The sequence below is a fragment of the Ectobacillus ponti genome, from assembly GCF_024294785.1.
GTDB lineage: Bacteria > Bacillota > Bacilli > Bacillales > Bacillaceae_G > Ectobacillus > Ectobacillus ponti.
Map to the genome: position 1 here is coordinate 290,861 of NZ_JANCLT010000003.1, position 18,349 is coordinate 309,209.

Sequence of the window (18,349 nt, forward strand, 5' to 3'; positions counted from 1 at the left end):
GCAAGGAGTATGGATTATGTACCTGGGGAGACAAGCCTCAGGTACATAATGGGCTTGTTCATTCCGCCCGTTCTCGCTGCTTCCGCAGCATCTGCATTCTCTGCCCCCACGCTGTGGAATGTCCGGCAGGCATCTGCTTCAGCACCTGCTCGACGAAGAGCTTGCTGGCTTCTCCGGCTGTGTATTGATTCCACATCAGCGAGAATTGCTCAATCTGCTCCTGCTGAAAGGTTTGCTGCTGGATATGCTGAAGCAGCTCCTCTGTTGTGAAAGCGATGGGGCCCGGCACCTGGCTCGCATAGTCCGCCATCATGCCGCCCTTTTCCGTATACGGGCCAAGGTCATACGCAAAGAAAATCATCGGACGCTTTAATAAGCAGAACTCGAAAGGAACTGAGGAGTAATCCGTAATTAAGATATCGGTGACAAGCAGCAGGTCATTGATATGTGGATACCCGGAATAATCATAGACAAACCCCGGGTACTTCTCCGGTAAATCGGTTGCTTGAAGAATCGCTGGATGCAGCTTGACGATGAGAGCATACTCTTCCCGCAAATGCTTGTACAACAAATCCACGTCCAGCTGCAGAGAAAAGCTGTCCAGCTCCTGCTCCCGGAAGGTCGGCGCATACAGCAGCACCTTTTTGTGCCGCAGGCCCGGATTGTCATCGTACAGCTGCCGGATAATGCGGGCCTGCTTGTCCGGCTGGAAGAATAAATCTGTCCGCGGCATGCCAAGCGGCAGCATCCGCTCCATCGGCAGGCTGAAGGCGGAGCTGTAGACGCGCGCCATCGCTTCGGAGCTGACGACAACACGGTGAAAATTATTGTATACCTTTTGGAACCGGCGCTGCGCCCGCTTGCTTCTGGACCGGGCAGAGGGGGCAAGCAGGCCGAACTGCTTGATTGCCCCGCCCGCATGCCAAAGCTGCGTGCATTGCACCCCTTCGCGGAATTTCACTGCGGCCAGGAAGCCGAAATAGTTGTCGATGACAACATGCCTTGAAGTCGCCAAATGATAGATGGATTTTAAAGTATGCAAGAGATGAAGGGATTCAAACTCATATGCTCTTGTTCGGTAATCCTGCGGCAGGCGGTATTTACAGGTGCGTTTATACAAAAAGATCACCTGGCAGCTCTCGTCCTGCCTTCGCAGCTCATCATAAATATACATCTGGTTTTCGCCATAGGACATGACGAAGGAAATCTTGTTTTGCAGGGGAAAGAAACGAAAGCAGATAAACAGCAGTTTAAATGCACATAGGTATATGGTTATAATCAGTTCGCGGATTAGCATCATTGCTTCGTTGCCATCATTCGCTCCTTCTTTATTTTTGTGGTGGAGATGCCGACAGTCCGCGGCAGGTAGATCACCTGGCAATGATCGCGCAGGAAATCGAACTTCCCGTGCCAGTCATCTCCCATGACAAACACGTCAATATGCCGGTCCTTCACGTCCAGAACCTTTTGCCCCCAATCCTGCTCCGGAATGACCTCGTCAACATAACGGACAGCCTCCAGAATCATTTTGCGGTGCTCATAGCGGTGGTACGCTTTTTTCCCTTTTATGGCGTTGAATTCATCCGTCGATAAAGCAACTGTCAGGTGATCACCAAGGCTGCGCGCGCCCCGCAATAAATTGATATGGCCCCAATGCAGCAAATCGAAGGTGCCATATGTGATGACTTTTTTCATCAGTATCTCCCCCTGTGAACTTTCTATACTCGGGCGCATGGACCGCCGCCCTTGGTGCGGAAGGAAAAGGGTGACAGGAATGGATACGGTGCTCTTTGGGATATGTATATGCGTGCTGTCCTTGTACAACAACGGGGAGATGCAAGATTCACAAGAGAGGTCTGGCATCCAAAGAATCTTTCCCCTTTGAAGCTATGAATATGGTAGAATTATACAAAAGGAGGGTTCTGTGGATTTGCAAACAAAGCAGGCTCCATATGTGCGGGAGTATTTGGTGAAATGATGAAAATATTATAAATCCGATAAGAGGTTGAAATTTGATGGAACTCACGTTTAATGCCATGCTCAAAGAAGAATTGACGATGCAAGAAATTCAAGACGCGCTGCAGAAGGGAGCTCTGACCTCAAAAGAGCTTGTCATGTATTATCTGTACAGGATTGCCAAGCATGACCAAAGCGGGGTTGCATTAAATTCGGTAATTGAGATCAATCCTGACGCCATATTTATTGCGGAGGGCTTAGACAATGAAAGAAAAATGAAGGGGGCCAGAGGTCCGCTTCACGGTATCCCTGTTTTGCTGAAGGATAATATTGAAACAAAAGATAACATGCATACAAGTGCCGGAACATTGGCCTTGGAGCATCATATAAGCAGCAGAGAGGCCTATTTGGTGGGAAAACTGCGGGAAGCAGGAGCGGTTATCCTTGGAAAAACCAATATGACCGAATTGGCAAATGGCATGTCCACAACCATGTGGGCAGGCTACAGCTCCAGAGGCGGCCAGACGCTGAATCCATATGGCCCGGGTGAATTCTTTGTCGGCGGCTCCAGTTCGGGCTCTGCTGTAGCGGTCGCCGCCAATTTCACCGTATTGTCCATTGGAACCGAAACAGACGCCTCCATTCTGAGTCCCGCCATTCAAAACTCGGTCGTGGGGATCAAACCGACGGTCGGGTTAATCAGCCGAAGCGGCATCGCCCCTTTCACCTACACACAGGATACGCCGGGACCGTTTGCACGCACCGTTGCTGACGCAGCCATCGTATTGGGGGCGTTAACGGGTGTTGACCAATCTGATCCGGCTACCTATAAAAGTGAAGGAGCTTCTTATCAGGACTATACACCCTTTTTGGATGCAGAGGGGCTGCATGGTGCAAGAATCGGCGTGTTCCATTCAGCTTCAGCTGACTCAGATGAGTATGATGCAAGCCTGTTTCACAATGCCATTCAAGCAATGCGGGGAAAAGGGGCGGAAGTCATTGAGGGGATTGAGATTCCATCCTTTCACAGAGAATGGAGCTGGGGCGTTCCGATTTATGAAATGAAGCATGCGTTGGGAAATTATCTGTCCCAGCTGCCGCCGCATCTGCCCGTACATTCAGAAAGGGAATTAATTGAATTTAATGCAAGGAATGAAGAGAAAGCGTTGAAGTATGGCCAGAATATGCTTGAATATCGACAAGGGTTGCCGCACAGCACATTGACGAACCCTGAATATCTACTTGCAAAGCTGGAGGATTTATATTTTTCCCAAGAGCAAGGGATGGATTATGCAGTGAACAAGTATCATCTCGATGCCATTTTGTTTCCTTCGTATATCGGTTCCACCATTTGTGCGAAAGCCGGCTATCCTTCCATCGCAGTCCCCGCGGGCTATATGGAAAATGGAAGACCCTTCGGCATCACATTTGCCGGCGGCGCCTTTAGTGAGGGAACATTAATTCGACTGGCCTATTCCTTTGAACAAGCTGCAAAACATCGAAAAGCCCCAATCCTCAGCTGACGGGGGCTTTCGTTCGTGAAGTGAGGGAGCATATACATGTTTGTGCAGGTGGTTTTCCAGCTATATAGATGAGGCCTCCGGAAAAGCAGGAGGCTTCAGAGAATACAAGTATGGCAACATCATACGGAAAAGGGGGATTGCTGATGAAACGATACCTGACTTCCATCTGCTTCTTTCTAATTGCCCTTGTTCAAATAGTGGGGCATTACACGGGTTGGGGCATCTTTGTCTGGGGGATGACAGTTGTATGCCTGATGCTGGCGGCGTACTGTACGAAATATGTTAAAAAGCCGGAGAGAATGTGAAGAACGTGCGTAAGGCTTATGCTGCTGCCATGCGCAGGAACAATAGTGTGAAAGAGAGCGATACATATGTTTGTATTTCAAACATTCTATGACTTGACAGACGGGGAGATTCAGCTGATTCCCTGGAAATACATCCCTGCTGATGAACGGAAAGGCTTCGTGCCCGCTTATGAATTCAGTATTGCGCCGGCCAACAACGCGGGGCTTGTGATGGGGAAAATCGTATTGCGGGTCGGTGACAACGAGAACACCTTGTATGGCGGGCATATTGGCTACCTGGTAAAGAGTAAGTTCAGGGGGAACAGCTATGCTGCCAGAGCCTGTCTGCTCATTCGGAAGGTGGCTGCCGCGCATGGGATGAAGACGCTCATCATTTCCTGCAATCCGAATAATATCCCTTCGAGAAGAACGTGCGAGAAGGCGGGGGCAAGGCTGCGGGATATAATAGAAGTGCCGCCGCATCATGACTTGTACCAACGGGGCGAGCGGGAGACGTGCATCTATGAAATGGATGTGCAGCCAATAGGGGAGGTAGGCACGGTATGACAAAGCTGCAGAGATTCATAATAGCCATCCCGGCTGTCCTGCTGCTGGCAGGCATCGGCATGGTGTGGGTATTTGCCAACTGGCAGTCGCTGTTCGGCCAATACAGGCCTATGGAAGCGTTGAAAGCGGTATACACTTTAGAGGTGAAAGGCGAGTCTGTGGCAATGATGCACAACATTGACAACGATACCTTGTATGTGACGAAGGGGAGCATCACACCTCTCGTGGACCAAATGAAGGAACAGGGGTACGAGCTGACGGCGCAGGATCGGACAGCAGGCAGGCTTGTGTTTCAGCGGGACAGTCATACCGTCTCTGTGCCCACTCAACCGTTTTGGAGAGGCTACAGGGTATTTATCAATCCGCCGCTTTGAGCGGGCATCATCCGGTCGCGTCCGCTCTTTCAATGGACAGGATCTGCTGTGAGTAAGGACCGGCAAAGCGGACAGGAATGAACTGCCCGCTTTTTCGTCATGTATACTGTACTTGCCTTGGTTGATCAGGAAAGTGAGCGGGGAGTTCAATCAGGAATCTTGTTCCCTTTCCCGGCTCACTATCCACCTGAATGCTTCCGCCCATCGCCTCAACAATTCGATAGGTAACCATCATGCCAAGCCCTGTTCCCTTAGCGCCCTTTGTGGAGTAGTAGGGCTCACCAAGCCGCTTGACCTGTTCCGGCATCATGCCAATGCCCGTATCCGACAAAGAAATGAACACCGTGCCCTCCTTCTGTTCTGCGGCAAGTATAAGAGAGCCTCCATGCGGCATGGCTTCAATTGCGTTCTTGCTTATGTTCAGGAGTCCTTGTGTGAAAAGCTGTGGACTCCCTTTTATGCAGCACGCCGCGACATCTGAGGTAATGTGGACGTTGTGCATATTAGCCAAAGGTGTAATGACGTCAATCATTCGCTTCACTTCATCTGGAACATACAGCGACACAAGCTGTTCTGTCTCTGGCTTTGCGAAGGTCAGGTAGTCCCGAATGATGGACTCTGCCCGGTCTAACTCGGATATGGAAATGTTCAGAAACCTATTGCGGCTCTCAGTGTCTATTCCTTCTGTCAGCAGCAGCTGCATGAATCCACGGCTGGCAGTGAGGGGATTCCGTACTTCATGGGACACCGCTGCCGCAAGCTGAGAGATGAGCTGCAGTTTCTCACTCTGGACGACTTGCTCCCGCAGACGGAAAGAAGAGCGTATGGTCTCCAGCAGAATGCCAAGAACCAGTGCCCCGAATATGTTTGCTGCGATAATCATGAGCCACACGCGGGGAGGGCCTATGTTAATGGAGAAGAACAACAAGAACACCGTAAAGATGGATAAGGTGGTAATTCCCATGAAGAGGGTCATTGCGGCAATTCTTTTTTGGGAACTCCATTTCGCGTAAGAATTATGTAGCAGGCGTAAAGCCAGCAATGCCAGGGAGAACGTGAGAATACTCGGCCAGGTGCCGAACCCGCCTATGAAAAAGCGGTATGCAGCAGTAACCACGAATAATGAAGCACCCACCCCGCTGCCCCCGTACAGAACACCGACCATCAGCGGTATGAGCCGTAAATCGAACAGAAGACCTTCACCTATCTGGAATGGAAAGGTCATGCCAAATACAATGCATAGCGACATGGCGCCAAACATCAGAAATTTCCTCTTTGTTTCTGAAACTGAGTAATTCTCGTAGATGAGCTGCACCAAAAAAACAAATACGAGTATGACCAGATAATTGACCAGCAAATCTTTCATAAATTCGGACAATACCCATTCCCCCCTTCTATTCGGATTATAATGCCTGATGCAGGAGGATGTAAATGTGTGTTCATGGGTCGTTGGCGGAGCAAAGGGAAGAGGCTGCGAGTGGCGTTCGGAGATGCTGCTGCGGCAAGAGAAGGAACCGCATAACGAGTAAGAACAATATCTCCCTGGTGAGAAGAGACGGCCCTAGGCTGTCTTTTTCTACTTTCATTGCTTCTCTCTTTTTGTATCAATCTATCATAGAGCACTACAACGGAAAAAGGGACATACATCAATCTGCCCAAATGGTACAATAAGGATATAAAGGAAGATGAAGGGGAGAGCGGAATCCGACCTTCTGAGGAGGGATGGTTGCTTGACAAGAAAAGATTTGAACATACTTACGAAAATTTCATTCTTTACGGCGCTGGTTATGCTTACTATCGGAGCATTCTCTCTTTACCTGTCATCACAAACCGCAAATAGGAGTGTGCGTGATATTTTGGAGTCGCTTTTGCGGCTTGCGTTGCTTCTTTCCGTGTTTGGCTTTCCGGTAAGCGTTGTTTCAATGTTCAGCAAGGAAAAACGCTCCAAACGAATCTTTGCTTTGGTCCTGAACGCACTACCTATTGGCATAATTCTGTACACCTTGTTTCGTGTAATTGCAGAGTAGTTTCTCACGAAGGCGTTGAAAGCGGTGGGCGTACCTTTTCGGAAGAAATGCTCCTCGTCTGTGAGCGCTTTGCGTTGGTTGACGTAAGGAGACCGACAGCTGCGGAATAGAGAAGAGAGCGATGTGTTTATTTCTGCATTTGGCGAAAGGGAGAAGGCGTATGAAATGCTTTTACAGGTCTTTTGCTCTTGGAATTGCACTGCTCTTGCTGGCAGGCTGCCAGCAAACAACAATGACATTTCAAGAAATCTTCCCGGTCAATCACCTGACGAAGTTGGAGATTACAAAGGGAAATGGGGAACAGACAATCGTTACGGATAAATTCAAAATCAGGAGTTGGCTGACAGGAGTGAAAGCAACGAAGTTCACGCCGAGGAAGGACCAAGAGGAAGAGAAGGGGTATCTCTATTTTGTAAAGATGTATGAAGGCGAGAAAGAAGTAGGGTCTTTTACAACGTCAAAAATCAAGAATTATTATTATGAGCGCAATGCTGATTTTGAAGAGAGAATCGCAAGCCTGCTGAACTGACTATTTGTTATCCCAGCCTAACTTCTCCATGTGGTAAAATGTATGAATATTGAGACTATATATGGGGAGAAGGGAAAGTATGGATGATAGAATCCGTAATGCTGTCGAGACTGACATTGCACAGGTGCAGCATGTGGCGAAAGCCTCTTGGAATGAGACATACGAAGGCATCATTCCAATGGAGATTCAAGAAGCCTTTTTACGCTATGCGTACTCAGAGGACATGATGAAGAAGCGTATGCAAACCTCTTGTCTGCTCGTTGCGGAGAGAGGGGAATGTATCGTTGGATTCATCAACGTCTCTTTACCGGATGAACAAAAGGAAGCGGAACTCTTTGCCATCTACTTGCTTCCGGACCATCAGAGAGTAGGCATAGGGAAAGCCTTGCTGCTTGCAGCCATACGGCATACACCAGATGCTCGCAGCCTGTGTGTAAACGTGGAAAGGGACAATTTCAAAGGGCAGCGTTTCTACGCGAAGCAAGGCTTTGAAGTGATTGACGAGTTTGACGATGATTTTGACGGCCATATCCTCAAAACAACAAGAATGGTACTGCGCCTGCCTGTGGAATAAGGACAACATTGAGGACTTTCGTATCTCAAATTACTTAAACCTGTGTCGTACAGAAGAAGATAAGCCATTCCATGTAGGGTTTGGTTCTTATATGCGATGCGGCGTATCCGGGGTTGACCGTAGTGACTCCTCGCGTGTCAGAGCACAGAACAGGAAATGGGGCAGGAGAAATGAAATACATAGAAGCATGGCAAACAAAGGAGGGTTCGTCTTGAAGGGAAGAAGCATTGTCATGTTGTCAGCATTTGCTTGTATCTCACTTTCTCGCTTCCATTCTTCAGACCAGAGAGGAGTTTGTTGGTGATGTCTATTGTAGATTATATAGGCTTTGGACTTCTGCTCATCTTTATCACTGTGTATCAAATCAGTATTTCATTCTCCACTGTCCTAACTCTTGAGGGGACCTTTTGGGAGAGCAACTTTTACTTCTTATTTGCATTCCTTATCGTCGTCTTGTCATGGTGGAGCAACCGGAACCGACCTGGAACTTATCAGCAAGAGTACCGAAGATAGGTGTACAGCATTCTATTTTGGGGGTATCTCACCTGCCTCATATATGTTTTGCCATTTTTTACGGAAACGACAAAAGATGATGCAGCCGCTCACAGCCCGCTGTCTTGGGTCACTTGGTTGGCTGTAGGGGCGTTTTTGGCGAGAGAATGGAGAACGTTACGAAAACGAAAGCAGATGCCACCTCCAGAGCCGCACCCCTTACTGAAAGATAACCAGTAACCAACTTCCTAGAATGATGCCGTTGCCGTCAACTGAAGGCGTATGCAGGAGGCGAGGAGTACGGTTCTTATACGCGATATAGCAAGTACATTCTCTTCCTTTTGCATTCAGAACATTGCGAAAACACGCTATTTTGAACGGTAAACGTGCCGTGGGAGAGCCTCTTCTTCGGCAGAAATGTCGGCCTGGCGGTGCTGCGGCTTCTGTAATAGAGCAGCAATGCGTAGAGAAATCCTGCATGTTGCCGTAATGGATAGAGAAGGAGGAGACGTGAGATAGGGGAGTGTGGCGTAAGAAAAAGGAGCAGAGGTTACATCCCTCTTGCTCCTTTTACTCGCTTATACAAATATAGGATGCCGAAAGCGACTAGCAAGACCATTGCAAAACTGTTAAACATCGTCTTGAACGAGTATGTGAAAGGATTGTTGTTGACGACTGCGGTTGATATGATCAAGACGAGAATGGTAAGGTCGTACATTTTGCTTCTCATAAGAGTGGAGTCTCCTTCCAGCCGTAAATCATTTCATCCTCATGTTACCATGAAACCCTCTAACCAGTAACCGACTTTTTCTTGTATGAGGGCAACCCCACATGAATTCAATATTCATCCAAAAATCCCTGCGCACATCACTTTTCCTGCATGATACAATGAGGAAAATGGAGGGGGACTATGGAGTATATTGTATTTTATGGAACGATACTTCTCATCATTGGCGGGGCAATCTTTTTATTCATCAAGGCGGATTCGCCCAAAATTAAAGCAAAACATCTGTCAGGAGTAATTGTCGGTTTAGGGCTCAACATATTTACAAGTCCACTGGCCTTTTTCATTGGTGGAATGGCAACAGACCCACCAGACAGCACAATGCTGGATTTCTGGAAGGGATTTCTCTTCATTCAGGCTATCCCGCTCCTCATTCTGCTTGCTTTTTTGGTCATGTGGTGGATTCGTAAGAGCAAGGAAAATAAAGACCTGACATGAATCCAATATGCAGTCACAATCCCCGCAGGCACGTCTATCCTCTCAGGAGTATAATAGCAATATAAGGCATCCAGAGTGACTCCAACAGAAAGAGGAGGGATAATTCATGTTCAATCGCAAGGTGGCGCTAGTGCTTTATGGTGTTGGCATGGTTGGCTTGCTCGTTACGAAGGCATCTGTTGAACTTGTTGCCGGCTTTTTTGCAATCATTGCAAGTTCAGAGATGATGCTGCAGCAGCAAAAGAAAGAACTGCAAAATAGGTAATAGGTAAGGTGGTCTTCTTCTTGATAGGGAGGTTTTTTGACTTGTTCAAAACATTCGGACATCTTCTGGATTCAAGTGGTATAATGACGACAAAGTGCGTTCTGTATGAAAGCACAGGGTTGTTCATTATATTACGGGGAGACAGGGGAGAGGAACAGCATGGACTACAACCATCCTGAAATCAAAAAGACGAAGCGGAAAGTGGGAATTGTTCTACTTGGCATAACAGTGTCTCTCGTAGGGGTACTGTATTGGGCATTTTATAGCATGTACAGGCTGCCAACAGGGGAGAAAATTGCAGAAGTAAAGTCCCCGGACGGGACATATACCTTGCGGGCATATCTTTCTAACGGTGGAGCAACGACCAGTTATGCCATCCGTGGTGAGTTGGTTTGGAACAACCGCACGTATTTTAAGACGAAAAACGTCTATTGGAATTACCGAGAAGAGAACGCGACCATTGTCTGGCAGGACAAGGATACTGTTGCCATCAACGGACATACGTTGGACATGCCAAATGAGGTGTACGACTTTAGGAAGCAGTGACCCGCAGGGCTGCTATTGATACAAATGAGCAGAGGGGGCGATGTGATTGCCTCCCTTTTTCGTTTACAAGCCGCCGTCGGATGATGAATCCGGTGGTACAGGGTTAATTCCATTTCTTTGCATCTCCTGCAACTCTCGCTCGGTCAAAGTGCGGGAAGAAGTACTGCCACTAAATCCACGTACCAATCCGATAATGACTGCCGTACCGATAATACCCACAGCGATCCAGAACATACGGTTTCCTCCTTCTTGCGGCATATGTCCGCTTCCTATTATATTCCGCCAGCCGTACCTATAATCCTCTCTTTGTCTGTCAATGTGGTGCATGAAGGGCAAGGATAAACAGTTGTAAACGCGAGGGGGTTGCCAGAAATGTCGTTACAAAACCTCTGTTACATCCAGTTTCCTGCATGTTATAATTAGGTAAAATGTACAGGAAAAGGAGATAAGGGCATGAAACACAAGACCTGGCTTGCTGCTTTATCCATCACAGCCGCTCTTTTATCGACGGGTTGCTCGAATTCAAAGGCTTCTGTAACGGGGATAGATGGCTTGCAGTACATAAAAGAAAAGAGTTCGTACACCGTGAAGGAAGACCAGTTTTTTCTTGCCAATGTCGTCCTGAAGAATACCAGCAAGGAGCCCACCAAGTTCCATATTAAACTCCAATTTGAAGATCAAGAGGTACAGAAGTTGCTTGGCGACCTTGTGTATGGGAAGGTCGTAGCATCAGAGGGACAGACCTTTACACTGGAAGCAGGTAAAGAGTATGTGTACGGCTACACCGAGAAACTCCCTGCTGCGTTTCCGCAAGAGTTGAAAGATGAACTCAAGAAGGTAAAGATTACGTTATATGACGACGATGATAACAAACAGGTGATTGGAGAGTAAAGAATTCCTCTGAATGATTGAACATGCCTAATCCTTGCCTGAAAGTGGGGAGGTATAGGCTGTGTTGCGTGGAATAACAAATAGAAATGGACAAGCCAGCATAGACTGATAGCATCAGGCATTTGGATAGACTGATTGCATAACAGGAGGTGCAAGGTATGAAGAAGAAACTCGGTTTGGCGCTGTGCGTTGCGGGTGTGCTCATGTCAGCAATGGTTTTCGCGGAAGGAAGTACGGCGCAGGGCGTAGCAACATCGCAACAAAGCCAGAAGGGGCCAGTGAAGGTGTCACAAGATCAGACGCTGGTAATCACCATTGAAGAACAAGATGCGGTAGAGCATTCCGCTGTACAGGAAGGTGTTGTCACACGACAGGACGGCTCAAAATTCCTGTTCTTTAAGGGAAACTCGACGTTGGCTCAGTTAGGACTTCTTCCTGTGCGGTAAGGTGGGGCTGTGTGGTTTTCCTTTTGGGAATGTCTGTCCTTTTGGAAAAGCAAGAAGACGGCTCAAATCCATTGAGTCGTCTTTTTCTGTTTCCTATCACTTTCCTTCGCTACCAGAGAGTTGCCGCTTCGTTTCCGCGTCAAATACAGCAGTCTTCACCTCGCCTTGAGGAGAGACAGACACATATACATACACTTGACGGTTGGGATGGATACCGTCACCGCCAACTCTGTTCAGAGATGCCTGTGAAAGAATGGCGTTGACGTCCTTATAGGTTGCCAATTTCCGTATGTTCTTCTTTGCATTCGGGTATTCGCTGTACTGCTGCTTGTCTAACGAACGGTAGAAAGTGTCTGCATCTCTAAATCCCATCTTTGCATTGTCGGGATATTTGCGCCACGGCTGTTCCTGCTTTTCCGCTTGCACTTGCGGGACGTGTGGAATTGTTAGGAAAGCAAACGTGCAGGCAGAAGCAATTGCCAGCATTCTTTTGTACATCACTTCATCACTCCTGTTGGTAAAGCATTCGTATGTATTCTTTCTGAATGCTGTTATTTCCATGTAGCACGTTATAGAAATTCTGGCACACATCTCTTCTTGCAAATGGTGCAATAAGGAAAGAAGGGGCGAGGATTATAAATCATCATGTCTTTAGGGACAGCAGAACTGTAGGGGGACTTGCAGTGGCAATCGTGCTGGCTGCACTGTCGGTCATTTTGGCTATGAAGGGGAGCGGGTACTGGATAGTGCTCGTCGTTCTTGCAACTATTTTGACGTTCCTTAGCGCAAATAGAGCAGACAAGATTCAGAAAACAAAGGGCTGAACTGATTTTCTTTGTCTGGTTTGTGTTGGTTGACGTAAAGGAACTGACAGCGGCTGCGGAATAGAAGGGTGCAGTATGTCTAATTCTTCATGTGATGAAACAAGACAAAAGGGGGAATCACGTTGAAACGGTATCTATCATCACTCTGTTTCTTGCTCATTGCGGCTGTACAAATCATCGGGCATTACACGGGATGGGGCATCTTCGCTTGGGGCATGACGGTTGTGTTCCTGCTGCTGGGGGCGTATTTCACGAAGTATCTGAAGAAGCCGGAGCGGGCATAAAGAGCAAGCCTATCATCTTTTTTGGAAGGTTCTATTTTTCTGATGGAACAGGGGGGATTAGATTGTTAAATGAGGTGGTATCCAGCGGCGGCTTTCTGTTCATGGTGCTGTTGTTTTACTCCGTTGCTGTTCCCGTAAGCGTTCTGCTACATGAGGTGGGACATGGCATTCCCAAACGAAAAGATGTTTTAGGGTGGGCCGGCTCCGCTTTTACCTTCGCTGGTCGTATATGGGTTGTTGTATAGAGCAGGGATATTTGCGAAGGGGTCAGAAGATGATTGTGTCTGCTGCGGGACCTGTTACTTCTCTGCTGTTTGCCCTTTTATGTATGGGTGCAACTCTATGGGTGCAGCAAGGAGAATGGCGCTCGTTCTTTCTTGGAGTTGCTATATTCCATTTCCGTCAGTTATTGGTGACGATCATTCCCGTTTCCTATCCTCGCTGGAGGGGGTCATATGGCGGAACGGCGTCGGACGGGTTACAAATATTGAGACACTTTAGAAGGGGAGAGATGGGTAAAATGTGACTGTTGCTGTTGGATGTCATAATGCGTCCGAAATTTCCAGGCAGTGGACATGGGCTGCACACTTATAACTAGGGAGGATGCTGGTTGTGATTTTACATACAGAGGTTTTGGGGAATGGAGAACCGATGCTGTTTCTACATACAGCGTTACAGACAGGAATAACTGATTTCGAATATCAGAGAGAGTATTTTAAAAGCGCATACACCGTCATTCTTCCTGACTTGAGAGGTCACGGGAAATCCGTCACCAATGAATTATCAGACTTCTTTTCCAATTCGGCAGAAGATATACGGGATACGCTGGACCATCTTGGGCTGCAGTCCGTCCACATTGTCGGATGCTCTGTGGGTGCTCTAGTCGGCCTGGCTTTCAGTAAGAGGTATCCCCAACGTGTAAAGACGCTTACGCTATCCGGAATTCTGCCGGAACAGCCTGCGAATTGGCTAGAACTGCATAAGGCAGAGGTGGCCCGTCAGTCTGCGATTGTGCAAAATGAGCAGGTCACTGCATACTTCAATTTTCTTCATGGCGAAGGATGGGAGCAACTTCTTGAGATTGGGGAGAATGCTGGCTGGTATCCGTTTGAGGAAACACGAGACTTAACAGGCTTAACGATGCCGGTGTTGTATATGGTTGGGGAAGGGAATGCAGCAGAAGTGAAGGGTGTAATGATATATCCCGAAATGATTGCTGACCTTCATGTATCTGTCGTTCCGTTTGCTTCACATCTGGTACATGCTGAACAAGCGGAAGTCTATAGCAGACTTTTGGAACAGTTTTTAGAAAGAAGCAAGTGATAGCCAGTTGCTTCGGCAGTATGGTACCGCACGGGCTGTTTACACGAGGTGTTGGAGGCGACTGTACCCTTTGTATGAAGAGAATTCCTCACATTGAGGCATATCTGGTTGCGCCCTCCTACATAAAAGGGGATATAGCAGAAATTCCGGCAAATATCGCTTTTCTTGAATGATACAATGAGAAAAAGGAGGCGATCTTGCATGTCAAAGGCTGAAAAAGCACTTTGTTATATCATCTCTGTCTTATTTCCGCCAGTGGGCTTCGTGCTGTTTCTCGTTTGGATGGGCAACCAAAATGCGGAGAAGCGCACATTGGGAATACGTGCGGCTCTGGTATCGCTGGCGGTTGTGTTGCTCTTTGTTGTGGTCGGGATTGCCTCGTATTACGCCGTTGATACGACAGTTGAAGTGATTACCAAGTAACCATCTCTCTGGAAAGGAAATTTGAGAGAGAATGCTAGGTAGCCCTGTCCTGCGGGAAAGCAAGGAGGCGGTTCGAGTTCATTGAGCCGTCTTTGTCTGTCTTTCCTACCTTGCTTGCGCTGCCAAAGAAACTCTCCTTGTATATCCCCTTCTACTGCATATAGACATTCTTTAGGCTGGCTGTGTATGTGCATGCGGTATGCACAAAATCTTACTCCCAGTACGACTACGGTTATGGTAGAATTATCCAAAAGGGGGTAGGGGTTCTATGGAGTTGCAAACACAACGAGTCTCGTATGTACGAGCCATTGACAAAGGGGAAAGCCTTTGGAAGATGCTTCTGTATCTCGCTATTGTATACACAATCTTCTCCATTGGCGACATATTAAACCAATCTACATACATGTATCCTAGTGTTTGGAAAATGAAGAGTGGCGTTGTCATTCTGCTGTACAGTTTTGTGTACAGACCTGCGAGACGGATGTACGTACACGCGTTCAATGTGTCTGTTATGAAAAAATGGAGTACATATGGTTGGATGTTAGGCGTATATGTGACTTTTTTCGCACTCAATCATGTGTTTTTTAAGTATGATATTTTCATGAACGATTGGACTGTAAAGAACTACAATTTAGGAATTAGAAGCATGTACATTACGCCGCAAGTATTCGGATTATATGCTTTCACATCCGTTCTGCTATTCCCTGTTTGGGAAGAACTCATTATGCGGGTGTACACGACTGTATTCCTATCAAGATGGCTTCCTCTTTGGACAGCGGCTATTTTGCAGGCCGTCATTTTTGGGTCCTTGCATCAGGATAGTCCTGTGCTGGACGGTCTGTTTGCTTTACTAGCATTCTTCCTTTGGTACAGAACGAAATCCATTCTACCGGCTATTATTGTTCATATGCTGTTCAACTTGCATAGCGGGTTATTGATGTTTTATAACTTAGACTTTGTACCGAGATGGTAATATGTAGCCTTTGGTATAGAAAGCAGGTCAACCGGCAGCCACTTATTTGATTCGGATGCACTGAAGTGTCGGAATGTTCCGTCATCTCCTCTTTCCTTATGCTATAATGAAAGGAAAAGGGAGGAACTGCCATGAGATATGAATTCACAGACGATGCCATCATCTTGTCTCCTTTGCTGTCAAAGGTTGTGCTGCAGAAAGAGGAGATTACGGGTGTTTCCATGCCAACCGACTATGCGCCGGCCAACGGTATACTTGTCGGCTCCATTCAATATGGGATGGATGCGGTCATGATTCACACGAACAGAGGCAACTTCTACTTCTACACGGGTACGCCGCAAGCCTTTATGAAGAAGGCACAGGACTTTTTTACGGTATAGTGGACAGCCCTTCTGCCAACGGGAGGGCTTTGCTATTTTCAGGGGGGGAGAAGCACATATGGTTCACAACATGGGGTTGTATGGTGAATACTTCCATGCCATCCGGCAGCGAAAGAAGTTATATGAAGTCCGGCTATATGACGAAAAGAGACGAGCCATTTCTGTCGGCGATACCATTGAGTTTCTGGAAGTGCCGGAAGGAAGCCAGTTGCTGCGGGTCAAGGTGTTGGGGCTGCGCCGATACGACACCTTTAGAGAAATGTACGAAGACATCCCATTTGCGCTGTTTGACTGTGAGGATTGGACAATGGAGGAAATGGTGCAAGGAACATATGATATTTACTCTCCGGAGCAAGAGAGACAGTGGGGCGCGCTTGCAATCCGCATTGAGCCGGTGGCAGAGAACTGATTGCGGATTGTCTTCTCGCATTGGTAAGCCTGTATTCGCAGAGTTTTTCGTTTCATTGCAGACCAGGTTGTTGGGATTACATATGACTGAAATAAAGCCTTTTCTCCACTTTTTTTGGGGGGGGCTGTTTGATAAGGGGGACACATGATGAAAGTGGAACTTTCAAGATTCAAGGTGAAAGAAGGAAAGAGCCAGCGAGTAGATGAGTGGATGGCGATGCTGAATGAGCATATGGACCATGTTTTGCTCACGCTGCAGGACGAAAAGATGTATGTAGAAACGATCTTTCGCGAAAAGCGGGAGGACGGCGAGTATCTGTATTGGTACTCTGTGCAGGGAGAAGGTGGCATTCAGGTCGAGCAGTCTTCTCACGAGGTGGACCAGAAGCATTTGGCATTCTGGTATGAGTGTATTGATGAGGACGTGCCGCATGTGGACATGGAAACTCAAGTGGTTATGATTCCTGAGCATATTAGGGCGGTTATGGAGTAATCGGACAGGAAAAACGAAATACAGAGAAGCGTGACAAACAAAGGAGGGTTCATCTTGAAGGCACGAAGCATGGTCATGTTGTCAGCATGTGCTTGTATCTCACTGGCGCTAGGCGCTTGCAGCAGCCCATTCGGCTCATCGTCAAGAGAAGTCATGTACGCTAAGCCGGACGCGCGGGAAATCGCGTGGAAGTCGCTGTCCAAATCAGAAAAAAAGGAAGTTGACGGCGATTGGAAGGATGCAAAAGTCAGCAAGGTCATTGCTGATACGAGTACATACCGGTTGGATGATGCGTCATTTGCAGGAAAAGAAGTGACGTTGGTAACGATTCGTTCAGACCAGAGAGAATTGTTGGGAGATATACAAAAACTGGTGGATGAAGCGTCGGGGAAAGTGATTGGCAGTTCCATGCGGAAATGAGCAGTACAATTCGTCTTAGGAGGCACATATGGAATACAACATACAAATCCTGATGGAAGAAAACGAGGAGTTCACTGATTTCATGCGGGACCAGATTCGGGCATTCAACAATGCACACTCGCCCCATCATCAAGCCGCAAGAAGCGAGGGGGCGGTGCAGCCGCTGAACATCGTGGTAAGAGATGAGAATGGTACTTGTGTCGGCGGTATTGCGGCAAAAGTATATTGGGGCTGGCTTGAGGTGGACAAGTTCTGGTTTGCTGAAGGGTTTCGAGGAAAAGGGTTGGGCAAACTGCTGCTGCGTCAAGCGGAGGAATTGGCAAAGGAAAAGGGCGCGGTGAAAGTGTTGCTGACCACATTCGAGTTTCAGGCGCGCGCATTTTACGAGAAGAACGGCTATGAAGTGGTCGGGGAAATCAAGGATTATCCGCCGGGCAGCACGTACTATACAATGGTGAAGCCTTTGGCGTAAGAGCCTGTCTGTCCCAAGAATAAAGAGAGAGGTGATACGATGATTGTTGTAGCAACCGCCGAAGATGCCTACTCCGTACACGAAGTCATGATGGCTGCCTTTGAGGAGTATCGCCATATAGATGTTCCTTCCAGTGCCTTAGAGGAGACGATAGAATCTATCCGGCACGCTCTGTCCTCTGGCAAAGAAGGGGCCGTTTTATACATGCAGGACAATACGTCTGTTGCTTCTGCAAGATTCCAACTGCGAGAGGAGCACCTATATTTCTCCCGCCTGTCCGTCCGGCCAGAAGCACACGGCAAAGGAGTCGCAAAAGCCATTCTGTTGTGGCTGGAGAAACATGCGCGGGAGCACGGTAAGGAAGAAATCCTCTGCCAAGTTCGGATGTCTGTTCCGCAAAACATCGCATTATACCGTTCTGTGGGGTATGAGGTGTATCAAGAGGAAGTTGTGGTCAAGCCGAACGGCAGTGAAGTACTGACGTGTTATATGAAGAAGCGCTTTTAAGACAGGATGCGGCTGGAGGGAGATACTGGCTTTCTCCCAAACTGTAGGGCAACTATAGTATTTATGTCTATCACTTTTTCGTGGCTCGGCTGCTATACAGCCCGGTTTCCATGCGTAACCGCAGCAAAACGCCCCTTGCCGCAGAT

At 47.7% G+C, this 18,349-nt stretch carries 29 protein-coding genes; 24 read left to right on the forward strand and 5 right to left on the reverse strand.

All coding sequences use genetic code 11. The annotated features are described in order from the left end of the window. Positions 1-58: 58 nt before the first annotated feature. The gene (locus tag NK662_RS07650; protein WP_306470822.1) at positions 59-1,300 is read right to left on the reverse strand and encodes a CDP-glycerol glycerophosphotransferase family protein; all 1,242 of its coding nucleotides are present in this window, start codon (positions 1,298-1,300) and stop codon (positions 59-61) included. Beyond that, positions 1,297-1,695 carry a glycerol-3-phosphate cytidylyltransferase gene (gene tagD / locus NK662_RS07655; protein ID WP_254758329.1) on the reverse strand — a complete coding sequence of 133 codons (399 nt, stop codon included), beginning with the start codon at positions 1,693-1,695 and terminating at the stop codon, positions 1,297-1,299. The genes NK662_RS07650 and tagD overlap by 4 nt, the downstream gene beginning before the upstream one ends. Before the next feature lie 320 nt (positions 1,696-2,015). Here tagD and NK662_RS07660 point away from each other — a divergent pair, with 320 nt between their 5' ends. From NK662_RS07660 to NK662_RS07675, 4 genes are all read left to right on the forward strand, one after another. Beyond that, on the forward strand, positions 2,016-3,479 hold the full coding sequence (locus NK662_RS07660) for an amidase family protein (RefSeq protein WP_254758532.1): 1,464 nt from the start codon (positions 2,016-2,018) through the stop codon (positions 3,477-3,479). 143 nt (positions 3,480-3,622) lie between these two features. Continuing rightward, positions 3,623-3,784, forward strand: coding sequence for a hypothetical protein (locus NK662_RS07665; protein WP_254758330.1), 162 nt, complete (start codon positions 3,623-3,625; stop codon positions 3,782-3,784). A 66-nt stretch (positions 3,785-3,850) separates the two neighbouring features. After that, a complete protein-coding gene (locus NK662_RS07670; protein WP_254758331.1) occupies positions 3,851-4,330 on the forward strand; it encodes a GNAT family N-acetyltransferase in 480 nt (159 codons plus the stop codon). Further along, positions 4,327-4,704 carry a hypothetical protein gene (locus tag NK662_RS07675; RefSeq protein ID WP_254758332.1) on the forward strand — a complete coding sequence of 126 codons (378 nt, stop codon included), beginning with the start codon at positions 4,327-4,329 and terminating at the stop codon, positions 4,702-4,704. The genes NK662_RS07670 and NK662_RS07675 overlap by 4 nt, the downstream gene beginning before the upstream one ends. Positions 4,705-4,801: 97 nt before the next feature. Here NK662_RS07675 and NK662_RS07680 read toward each other — a convergent pair whose 3' ends face one another. After that, positions 4,802-6,082, reverse strand: coding sequence for an ATP-binding protein (locus tag NK662_RS07680; protein ID WP_254758333.1), 1,281 nt, complete (start codon positions 6,080-6,082; stop codon positions 4,802-4,804). Positions 6,083-6,434: 352 nt separating this feature from the next. On the opposite strand from NK662_RS07680, the gene NK662_RS07685 reads away from it, so the two are divergent. The 6 genes from NK662_RS07685 to NK662_RS07710 all read left to right on the forward strand — a co-directional run bounded on the left by NK662_RS07685 (position 6,435) and on the right by NK662_RS07710 (position 10,359). Beyond that, positions 6,435-6,731 (forward strand): 2-acyl-glycerophospho-ethanolamine acyltransferase, encoded by a 297-nt coding sequence (locus NK662_RS07685; protein WP_254758334.1) that lies wholly within the window; start codon positions 6,435-6,437, stop codon positions 6,729-6,731. A gap of 160 nt (positions 6,732-6,891) precedes the next feature. Then, entirely contained in the window at positions 6,892-7,260 is a 369-nt protein-coding gene (locus tag NK662_RS07690; protein WP_254758335.1) for a hypothetical protein, read from the forward strand. Positions 7,261-7,339: 79 nt separating this feature from the next. Next, complete coding sequence (locus tag NK662_RS07695) at positions 7,340-7,834, forward strand: GNAT family N-acetyltransferase (RefSeq protein ID WP_254758336.1); 495 nt, start codon at positions 7,340-7,342, stop codon at positions 7,832-7,834. 1,402 nt (positions 7,835-9,236) lie between these two features. Beyond that, positions 9,237-9,548: a hypothetical protein gene (locus NK662_RS07700; RefSeq protein ID WP_254758337.1), complete on the forward strand. Its 312-nt coding sequence runs from the start codon at positions 9,237-9,239 to the stop codon at positions 9,546-9,548. A 106-nt stretch (positions 9,549-9,654) separates the two neighbouring features. Beyond that, on the forward strand, positions 9,655-9,813 hold the full coding sequence (locus NK662_RS07705) for a hypothetical protein (RefSeq protein ID WP_254758338.1): 159 nt from the start codon (positions 9,655-9,657) through the stop codon (positions 9,811-9,813). Positions 9,814-9,972: 159 nt separating this feature from the next. Beyond that, positions 9,973-10,359 (forward strand): DUF5412 family protein, encoded by a 387-nt coding sequence (locus NK662_RS07710; RefSeq protein ID WP_254758339.1) that lies wholly within the window; start codon positions 9,973-9,975, stop codon positions 10,357-10,359. A gap of 63 nt (positions 10,360-10,422) precedes the next feature. Here NK662_RS07710 and NK662_RS07715 read toward each other — a convergent pair whose 3' ends face one another. Beyond that, positions 10,423-10,593 carry a hypothetical protein gene (locus tag NK662_RS07715; RefSeq protein ID WP_254758340.1) on the reverse strand — a complete coding sequence of 57 codons (171 nt, stop codon included), beginning with the start codon at positions 10,591-10,593 and terminating at the stop codon, positions 10,423-10,425. A 219-nt stretch (positions 10,594-10,812) separates the two neighbouring features. Here NK662_RS07715 and NK662_RS07720 point away from each other — a divergent pair, with 219 nt between their 5' ends. After that, positions 10,813-11,250, forward strand: coding sequence for a hypothetical protein (locus NK662_RS07720; protein WP_254758341.1), 438 nt, complete (start codon positions 10,813-10,815; stop codon positions 11,248-11,250). A 158-nt stretch (positions 11,251-11,408) separates the two neighbouring features. Continuing rightward, positions 11,409-11,696 carry a hypothetical protein gene (locus NK662_RS07725; RefSeq protein WP_254758342.1) on the forward strand — a complete coding sequence of 96 codons (288 nt, stop codon included), beginning with the start codon at positions 11,409-11,411 and terminating at the stop codon, positions 11,694-11,696. A gap of 96 nt (positions 11,697-11,792) precedes the next feature. Here the strand turns inward: NK662_RS07725 and NK662_RS07730 are convergent, their stop codons facing one another. After that, positions 11,793-12,194 (reverse strand): hypothetical protein, encoded by a 402-nt coding sequence (locus NK662_RS07730; protein ID WP_254758343.1) that lies wholly within the window; start codon positions 12,192-12,194, stop codon positions 11,793-11,795. 185 nt (positions 12,195-12,379) lie between these two features. On the opposite strand from NK662_RS07730, the gene NK662_RS07735 reads away from it, so the two are divergent. From NK662_RS07735 to NK662_RS07790, 12 genes are all read left to right on the forward strand, one after another. Beyond that, positions 12,380-12,520, forward strand: coding sequence for a hypothetical protein (locus NK662_RS07735; RefSeq protein ID WP_254758344.1), 141 nt, complete (start codon positions 12,380-12,382; stop codon positions 12,518-12,520). Between the two features lie 122 nt (positions 12,521-12,642). Further along, entirely contained in the window at positions 12,643-12,804 is a 162-nt protein-coding gene (locus tag NK662_RS07740) for a hypothetical protein (protein ID WP_254758345.1), read from the forward strand. A 62-nt stretch (positions 12,805-12,866) separates the two neighbouring features. Then, positions 12,867-13,049, forward strand: coding sequence for a hypothetical protein (locus NK662_RS07745; RefSeq protein ID WP_254758346.1), 183 nt, complete (start codon positions 12,867-12,869; stop codon positions 13,047-13,049). A 358-nt stretch (positions 13,050-13,407) separates the two neighbouring features. After that, complete coding sequence (locus tag NK662_RS07750) at positions 13,408-14,127, forward strand: alpha/beta fold hydrolase (RefSeq protein ID WP_254758347.1); 720 nt, start codon at positions 13,408-13,410, stop codon at positions 14,125-14,127. Between the two features lie 201 nt (positions 14,128-14,328). Beyond that, positions 14,329-14,550: a hypothetical protein gene (locus tag NK662_RS07755; RefSeq protein ID WP_254758348.1), complete on the forward strand. Its 222-nt coding sequence runs from the start codon at positions 14,329-14,331 to the stop codon at positions 14,548-14,550. Positions 14,551-14,818: 268 nt separating this feature from the next. Then, positions 14,819-15,523, forward strand: coding sequence for a CPBP family intramembrane glutamic endopeptidase (locus NK662_RS07760; protein WP_254758349.1), 705 nt, complete (start codon positions 14,819-14,821; stop codon positions 15,521-15,523). Between the two features lie 131 nt (positions 15,524-15,654). Continuing rightward, positions 15,655-15,903 (forward strand): hypothetical protein, encoded by a 249-nt coding sequence (locus NK662_RS07765; protein ID WP_254758350.1) that lies wholly within the window; start codon positions 15,655-15,657, stop codon positions 15,901-15,903. 58 nt (positions 15,904-15,961) lie between these two features. After that, positions 15,962-16,312 (forward strand): ASCH domain-containing protein, encoded by a 351-nt coding sequence (locus NK662_RS07770; protein WP_254758351.1) that lies wholly within the window; start codon positions 15,962-15,964, stop codon positions 16,310-16,312. A 147-nt stretch (positions 16,313-16,459) separates the two neighbouring features. Continuing rightward, positions 16,460-16,804, forward strand: a complete 345-nt coding sequence (locus NK662_RS07775) for a DUF6176 family protein (RefSeq protein ID WP_254758352.1) — start codon at positions 16,460-16,462, stop codon at positions 16,802-16,804. Positions 16,805-16,858: 54 nt separating this feature from the next. Continuing rightward, a complete protein-coding gene (locus NK662_RS07780; RefSeq protein ID WP_254758353.1) occupies positions 16,859-17,224 on the forward strand; it encodes a hypothetical protein in 366 nt (121 codons plus the stop codon). A 28-nt stretch (positions 17,225-17,252) separates the two neighbouring features. Next, the gene (locus tag NK662_RS07785; RefSeq protein ID WP_254758354.1) at positions 17,253-17,696 is read left to right on the forward strand and encodes a GNAT family N-acetyltransferase; all 444 of its coding nucleotides are present in this window, start codon (positions 17,253-17,255) and stop codon (positions 17,694-17,696) included. 39 nt (positions 17,697-17,735) lie between these two features. Then, entirely contained in the window at positions 17,736-18,203 is a 468-nt protein-coding gene (locus tag NK662_RS07790; protein WP_254758355.1) for a GNAT family N-acetyltransferase, read from the forward strand. The last annotated feature ends 146 nt before the right edge of the window (positions 18,204-18,349 follow it).

Excerpts from the sequence above, each read along its gene's own strand:
- NK662_RS07650 (WP_306470822.1), bottom strand. The coding sequence starts at position 1,300 with ATGATGCTAATCCGCGAACTGATTATAACCATATACCTATGTGCATTT.
- tagD (WP_254758329.1), bottom strand. The coding sequence starts at position 1,695 with ATGAAAAAAGTCATCACATATGGCACCTTCGATTTGCTGCATTGGGGC.
- NK662_RS07660 (WP_254758532.1), top strand. The coding sequence starts at position 2,016 with ATGGAACTCACGTTTAATGCCATGCTCAAAGAAGAATTGACGATGCAA.
- NK662_RS07665 (WP_254758330.1), top strand. The coding sequence starts at position 3,623 with ATGAAACGATACCTGACTTCCATCTGCTTCTTTCTAATTGCCCTTGTT.
- NK662_RS07670 (WP_254758331.1), top strand. The coding sequence starts at position 3,851 with ATGTTTGTATTTCAAACATTCTATGACTTGACAGACGGGGAGATTCAG.
- NK662_RS07675 (WP_254758332.1), top strand. The coding sequence starts at position 4,327 with ATGACAAAGCTGCAGAGATTCATAATAGCCATCCCGGCTGTCCTGCTG.
- NK662_RS07690 (WP_254758335.1), top strand. The coding sequence starts at position 6,892 with ATGAAATGCTTTTACAGGTCTTTTGCTCTTGGAATTGCACTGCTCTTG.
- NK662_RS07695 (WP_254758336.1), top strand. The coding sequence starts at position 7,340 with ATGGATGATAGAATCCGTAATGCTGTCGAGACTGACATTGCACAGGTG.
- NK662_RS07700 (WP_254758337.1), top strand. The coding sequence starts at position 9,237 with ATGGAGTATATTGTATTTTATGGAACGATACTTCTCATCATTGGCGGG.
- NK662_RS07705 (WP_254758338.1), top strand. The coding sequence starts at position 9,655 with ATGTTCAATCGCAAGGTGGCGCTAGTGCTTTATGGTGTTGGCATGGTT.
- NK662_RS07710 (WP_254758339.1), top strand. The coding sequence starts at position 9,973 with ATGGACTACAACCATCCTGAAATCAAAAAGACGAAGCGGAAAGTGGGA.
- NK662_RS07715 (WP_254758340.1), bottom strand. The coding sequence starts at position 10,593 with ATGTTCTGGATCGCTGTGGGTATTATCGGTACGGCAGTCATTATCGGA.
- NK662_RS07720 (WP_254758341.1), top strand. The coding sequence starts at position 10,813 with ATGAAACACAAGACCTGGCTTGCTGCTTTATCCATCACAGCCGCTCTT.
- NK662_RS07725 (WP_254758342.1), top strand. The coding sequence starts at position 11,409 with ATGAAGAAGAAACTCGGTTTGGCGCTGTGCGTTGCGGGTGTGCTCATG.
- NK662_RS07730 (WP_254758343.1), bottom strand. The coding sequence starts at position 12,194 with ATGTACAAAAGAATGCTGGCAATTGCTTCTGCCTGCACGTTTGCTTTC.
- NK662_RS07750 (WP_254758347.1), top strand. The coding sequence starts at position 13,408 with ATGCTGGTTGTGATTTTACATACAGAGGTTTTGGGGAATGGAGAACCG.
- NK662_RS07755 (WP_254758348.1), top strand. The coding sequence starts at position 14,329 with ATGTCAAAGGCTGAAAAAGCACTTTGTTATATCATCTCTGTCTTATTT.
- NK662_RS07760 (WP_254758349.1), top strand. The coding sequence starts at position 14,819 with ATGGAGTTGCAAACACAACGAGTCTCGTATGTACGAGCCATTGACAAA.
- NK662_RS07765 (WP_254758350.1), top strand. The coding sequence starts at position 15,655 with ATGAGATATGAATTCACAGACGATGCCATCATCTTGTCTCCTTTGCTG.
- NK662_RS07770 (WP_254758351.1), top strand. The coding sequence starts at position 15,962 with ATGGTTCACAACATGGGGTTGTATGGTGAATACTTCCATGCCATCCGG.
- NK662_RS07775 (WP_254758352.1), top strand. The coding sequence starts at position 16,460 with ATGAAAGTGGAACTTTCAAGATTCAAGGTGAAAGAAGGAAAGAGCCAG.
- NK662_RS07785 (WP_254758354.1), top strand. The coding sequence starts at position 17,253 with ATGGAATACAACATACAAATCCTGATGGAAGAAAACGAGGAGTTCACT.
- NK662_RS07790 (WP_254758355.1), top strand. The coding sequence starts at position 17,736 with ATGATTGTTGTAGCAACCGCCGAAGATGCCTACTCCGTACACGAAGTC.